The organism is Clostridium sp. HV4-5-A1G, from assembly GCF_900184915.1.
In the GTDB taxonomy this organism is placed as follows: Bacteria; Bacillota; Clostridia; order Clostridiales; family Clostridiaceae; genus Clostridium_B; species Clostridium_B aromativorans.
The window spans coordinates 1-5,413 of sequence record NZ_FXYI02000214.1 but is presented as its reverse complement, the minus strand read 5'-3'; the positions used below and the strand labels follow the sequence as shown (position 1 = coordinate 5,413).

The following is a 5,413-nucleotide window of genomic DNA, read 5'->3' as shown; positions in this document are numbered from 1 at the left end:
TTCGAACAGGAAGGTTAAGCTTCACAGTGCCCATGGTACTGCAGGGGAGGCCCTGTGGGAGAGCAGGTCGTCGCCAGGTAAATACATATATGGCCAGATAGCTCAGTCGGTAGAGCAGAGGACTGAAAATCCTCGTGTCCCTGGTTCGATTCCTGGTCTGGCCACCAGAAGTTTCAGAGTTTATCTGGAACTTTTAATTTTTATATAGAAAAAATGTGGGAATTATGTCATAATTGATAATAAATATAATAATGTTAAGGAGAAAATATATGCAAAATAATGTGTTGGCAGTTGTCAATGGAATGGAAATAACAGAACAGGATCTGCAAAATACGATAAGAAGATTTCCAGCAGAAAGACAGCGGTACTTGGAAACTGAAAATGGTAGGAAACAATTGTTAAATGAAATAATATCTTTTGAACTCATTTATAATTATGCTAAAGATGAACACATGGAAAGTAGCGAGAGTTATTTAGCTAAATTAGAAGCCGTAAAAAAAGAAATGATGACTCAAGTGGCAGTAGATAAGATTCTGGAAGATGTCAAGGTCACAGATAAGGAAGTTGAAGATTACTATAAAGCTAATAGAAACATGTATAAAAATCCCGAAAATATAACAGCAAGACACATACTGGTGGATTCCCTTGAAAAAGCAAATGAAGTATTAGAAAAGGTAAAAACCGGGTTATCTTTTGAAGATGCTGCTAAAAAATACTCTTCGTGTCCATCAAAAGCACAAGGAGGAAACCTTGGAAAATTTACAAGGGGACAAATGGTACCTGAATTTGAAAATACAGCTTTTCAGCTAGAGATAGGAGTAGTAAGTCAGCCTGTAAAAACCCAATTTGGATATCACCTTATAAAAGTTGAAAATAAGGAAGAGGCTTCAATAAAAACTTTTGATGAGGTTAAGGATGCAATTAGGAGAGGGCTATTACAGGAAAGACAGGCTTTTAAGTATAGTCAATTTACTGAAGGTTTGAAAAGTAAATATGAGGTGGAACTTAAATAGCACTGGGGAAAATGCCTGGATTTGATTTATGCAAATCCAGGTATTTTTTACTTTCCGGGTGATTTCCTGAGACAGTCTTGTTTATATTATTCTTATAAAACACTTTTTAAAACTGTACCTATTTTATCATGTATAACTATATCAGCTCTGTTATCATAAGGAGTAGATGATTTATTTATAAGAACGAGTTTTTTGCCTTTAAAATAATTAATTAATCCTGCAGCAGGGTATACTACCAGGGATGTTCCACCTACAATTAGGATATCAGCTTGACTTATGTATTTAACGGATTTATTCAATACATCCATGTCTAAGCTTTCCTCATATAAGACTACATCAGGTTTTACCAGTCCGTTACATTTATCACATTTAGGTATGGTATCAGGACTATTTATTATATAATCCAGATCAAAAAACTTATTGCATTTGGTACAGTAATTTCGATGGATTGAACCGTGCAGCTCCAAGACATTCTTTGATCCGGCCATTTGATGAAGGCCGTCTATATTTTGAGTTACTATGGCTTTTAATTTTCCTTGCTTTTCTAATTCAGCTAGAGCATAATGTGCGTCGTTGGGCCTTGCATCTTTATATATCATTTTTTTTCTGTAAAATTCGAAAAAGTCTTCAGTATGAGACATAAAAAATGAATGACTTAACATTACTTCAGGAGGATATGAAAAATTATTTTTAGTTTTGTAAAGGCCTGCTTCGGATCTAAAATCAGGTATATTTGATTCTGTAGAAACTCCCGCACCTCCTAAAAATACAATGTTATTACTATTGTCTACAGCAGATTTTAAATTTTCATAACTCATAATATCACCTCTATGTAGTATTATAACATATATCGGTAGATACTTTTTTTATAGCAATAAATTCAATTTATGGAATAAATTTATTAAGAATTAATTGGATAAATTTGGATTGACAGAGCATACATATTAATGCTATAATAAATTTCGTTGAATATTAGACATGGCGCTATAGCCAAGTGGTAAGGCAGAGGTCTGCAAAACCTTTATCCCCAGTTCAAATCTGGGTGGCGCCTCCAAATTTGATATTGTTGATAGTTTAAAAATAGCTTATACTATAACTTCTAAAAGAAGTTGATAATATAAGCTATTTTGGCTTGTTGTAAGAGTTTTCGAGGTTGCACAAATGGCTTATAATTGCGAAAAAGGTTGGAAGACATAAATACCTTAATGCCATTTTTTAATTTTAACGTAATGCACCCTTAAAAATAAAGTTATTATAAAAGTAATTCCTACTATAAAAGCAATGCCTCCCATTTTATGATGTGGAAGATAAGTCCATACAAACAGAAAAGGTACACATATGACAAAATCGCAAAACAGAAAAGCCATTAATACTAATTCGAATTTTTTAGCAAAATAATAATAATAGAAAGCTATATCCCAGATAGCCAGAGAAATCATGAACAGCAAATATGAAATATTTTTAAATCCATTTTTACTTAACTCTCCGCTAAAATAATTAAGTAATTCATTGTTGTAGAACATACCGATGATTTGAAATAAGCAGCCTATAATAAAAATAACAGCTCCTGCCTTGATGAGCATTTTTGTAAATACACTGCGATTATTTAATACGTGGTTCATTTCGGCTACTACGGTTTTTTCTTGACCAAAGCGTTGTAAAGCCCTAGATATACTCTTTTCTTCACTCAAGCCCTGCTTTTTTAATTCTTCTACTTCTTCATACAGATGATCTCTCATTTCTTCTTTTAATATCTTTGTATTTTTATCTGAATTATCAAAATTTACATAAATGCTATCAATATATTCTTCAATTTTATCGATCATAATATAACCTCCATAAAATTATTTAATAATGATTTTAAAAATCTCCATTCTTTTACCTTTACTGAGAAATAATTTTTGCCTTCATCAGTGATTGTATAGTATCTTCTTCTTCCACCTCCACTACCTTTATCATCATTCCAGTAGCCTTTTAAGTAGTTCTTTTTTTCTAAACGTTTTAAAGATACATATAAAGTAGCTTCTTTCATTTCAAATTCTTCTTTTGATTTTTCTTTTATCTTTTTAGCAATTTCATATCCGTACATATCATGATTTTGTAAAACACTTAATACTATTATGTCAATATATCCCTTTAGTATTTCTTTATCAAATTGCAATGGTTGAACCTCCTTAGTAAAATTATATTATTATGTATATTACTTTATATTATATAGTAGTATTATTATACTATATAATAGTCAGAATTGCTACATTCAGCGATATAGTTTTATACGACTTATTTATAAGTTATTTTACAAAAAACTATCTTTAAGAGACATTACCTATAGCTGACTAAGTTGTGAGAATGTAAGCAAACTATAAAATAAACAGGAGAGCTTAATTGAACTTAACTCTCCTGTTCGTTTATTTTATATACTAAATTATTTCAATTATTTTACTACAGATTCTAACAAGTTAATTTTTCCCTCTTTAAAGTCTACTTCTACATTGGCGCCAATTGGAAGAGTTATTCTGGGATATGAGTGACCGGATTGAAAATTAATTAGAGTAGGTTTTTTTAAACTCAATATTCTATCTTCCAATATTTCATTTAGAGTAAGGCTTCGTTCGTAATTGGGAAGCTGGCAATTTTTGAATTGTCCCATAATAAAACCCCTGCATTTGCGAAGATCTCCACTTAATATAAGTTGGGTAAGCATTCTGTCAATTTTATAAGGCTCTTCATTTACATCTTCTATAAACAATATCTTGTCCTCAGTGTTTACAGCATAAGGAGTGCCGAGAAGACTGCATATTAGGGAGAGATTACCTCCAACTAATTTTCCACTGGCATAGTCGCCGTTAAAATGATCTGTAGATATATTTTCAGGATTTTCTATGGTAAAAGGAGTGTAACCGGACATTATGGTATTCAGAAAACTTTTTAGTGTAAAATCATCGAAATCTGTGTTGCACATGGGAGAATGGAATGTAATAATGTTGCATTTCTCAAATATGCTATTGAGCAGAGCGGTTATATCGCTAAAGCCTGCAAATATTTTGGGATTTCTTTTTATAATATCAAAATCCATAAGATCGAGAAGTCTCGCAGTACCATAACCGCCTCGTGTGCATAATACCATATCTACCTCCGGGTCCAAAAACATGTCCATTAGATCCTGAACCCTATCAATATCTTTTCCCGCCAGGTATCCCCATCTATCATATATGTGTTTTCCCTCTTTTGTTTTAAAACCAAGGCCATTTAAAAATTTAATGCTATCCTTTATTTTTTCAGGTTCTAAGGCGCCTGAAGGAGATACAATACCTATAGTATCTCCACTTCTTAATCTTTTTCCAAGCAAAGTATCACATCCTAAAATTAAAATAAGTTCTTTTTTTTCAAGAATATTATACATATTATACAAATAAGAGCCGTTATTGCATATACGGTCCAAAAACCATTTTTATAAGCAGCAAAAGGTATTCCAGGTATATTCATTCCAAAGGAGCCGAATATTATATTGGGAATAGCCATAACTATAGTTACAGAGGCTAAAAATTTCATCACTATATTTAAATTGTTGGACACCACAGAAGCAAATGCATCCATAGTTCCACCTAGAATATTACTGTAGATGTTAGTCATCTCTATTGCCTGTTTATTTTCAATAATGACATCTTCGAGAATATCCTGATCTTCAGGGTATTTCTGTAAAATTTCTAATTTCAACATCTTTTCTAAAGTTATTTCATTTGCTTTTAAAGATGTAGAAAAATAAACAAGAGATTTTTCTAGTGATAAAAGCTGAATAAATTCCTTATTTTTCATAGACCTATGAAGTTTTTGCTCTATCATTACACTTTTTTTATCTATTTGTCTTAAGTAGAGTAGATAATAACTTGCTATTCTGTATAGTATTTGTAAAATAAATCTGGAGCGTTTAAAAGTGTAAAAAGATTTAACTTTTCCATCTATAAAATCTGTAAGTATCTTGCTATTTTTTAGGCAAACTGTTATCAGATTAAATTCTGTATGAATAATTGCCAGGGGATAAGAATCATAGGTTAATGAGTTGACCTCCATTTCTGTAAAGGGTATATCAACTATTACTAGCAAATTGTTATCTTCAGTGTCTATACGGGATGTTTCCTCCTCGTCGAGGGCCGCTCTTAGAAAATCTAATGAGACTCCAGATTTTTTTGATATTAAAAGTAAATCTTCATCTGAAGGAGCTACAATATTGATCCAGCACCCATGTTCTATGGTATCTAGAGCCTGCAACTTATTTGATGTATCCATAGTCTTATAAATTGAAATCATGTGATAATTTCCTCCGCGTAAAAGTTGAATTAAATAAGGTAATTTATTTTAGCAATTACTTTTATTATAACTTATAAAATGAAAATTTAAAT

6 protein-coding genes, 2 tRNA genes and 1 rRNA gene are annotated in these 5,413 nt (G+C 31.5%); 4 read left to right on the top strand and 5 right to left on the bottom strand.

Annotated features, from left to right (window positions below; translation table 11 throughout):
* From rrf to J5G60_RS16360, 3 genes are all read left to right on the top strand, one after another.
* Window positions 1–79 (top strand): 5S ribosomal RNA (gene rrf / locus J5G60_RS19250); the annotation flags it as partial.
* A gap of 12 nt (window positions 80–91) precedes the next feature.
* Window positions 92–167, top strand: a tRNA-Phe gene (locus J5G60_RS16365).
* 102 nt (window positions 168–269) lie between these two features.
* Window positions 270–1,013: a peptidylprolyl isomerase gene (locus J5G60_RS16360; protein ID WP_150358876.1), complete on the top strand. Its 744-nt coding sequence runs from the start codon at window positions 270–272 to the stop codon at window positions 1,011–1,013.
* A 92-nt stretch (window positions 1,014–1,105) separates the two neighbouring features.
* On the opposite strand, the gene J5G60_RS16355 is transcribed toward J5G60_RS16360, so the two are convergent.
* Window positions 1,106–1,831 carry an NAD-dependent protein deacylase gene (locus J5G60_RS16355; protein WP_150358877.1) on the bottom strand — a complete coding sequence of 242 codons (726 nt, stop codon included), beginning with the start codon at window positions 1,829–1,831 and terminating at the stop codon, window positions 1,106–1,108.
* A 162-nt stretch (window positions 1,832–1,993) separates the two neighbouring features.
* On the opposite strand from J5G60_RS16355, the gene J5G60_RS16350 reads away from it, so the two are divergent.
* Window positions 1,994–2,067, top strand: a tRNA-Cys gene (locus tag J5G60_RS16350).
* Between the two features lie 148 nt (window positions 2,068–2,215).
* Here the strand turns inward: J5G60_RS16350 and J5G60_RS16345 are convergent.
* The 4 genes from J5G60_RS16345 to J5G60_RS16330 form a co-directional block, all read right to left on the bottom strand.
* On the bottom strand, window positions 2,216–2,839 hold the full coding sequence (locus J5G60_RS16345) for a permease prefix domain 1-containing protein (RefSeq protein ID WP_229980734.1): 624 nt from the start codon (window positions 2,837–2,839) through the stop codon (window positions 2,216–2,218).
* Entirely contained in the window at window positions 2,836–3,174 is a 339-nt protein-coding gene (locus J5G60_RS16340; RefSeq protein WP_150358878.1) for a PadR family transcriptional regulator, read from the bottom strand. The genes J5G60_RS16345 and J5G60_RS16340 overlap by 4 nt, the downstream gene beginning before the upstream one ends.
* Before the next feature lie 273 nt (window positions 3,175–3,447).
* Window positions 3,448–4,362 (bottom strand): S66 peptidase family protein, encoded by a 915-nt coding sequence (locus J5G60_RS16335; RefSeq protein ID WP_150358879.1) that lies wholly within the window; start codon window positions 4,360–4,362, stop codon window positions 3,448–3,450.
* A 17-nt stretch (window positions 4,363–4,379) separates the two neighbouring features.
* The gene (locus tag J5G60_RS16330; protein ID WP_150358880.1) at window positions 4,380–5,321 is read right to left on the bottom strand and encodes a magnesium transporter CorA family protein; all 942 of its coding nucleotides are present in this window, start codon (window positions 5,319–5,321) and stop codon (window positions 4,380–4,382) included.
* Window positions 5,322–5,413 lie beyond the last annotated feature (92 nt).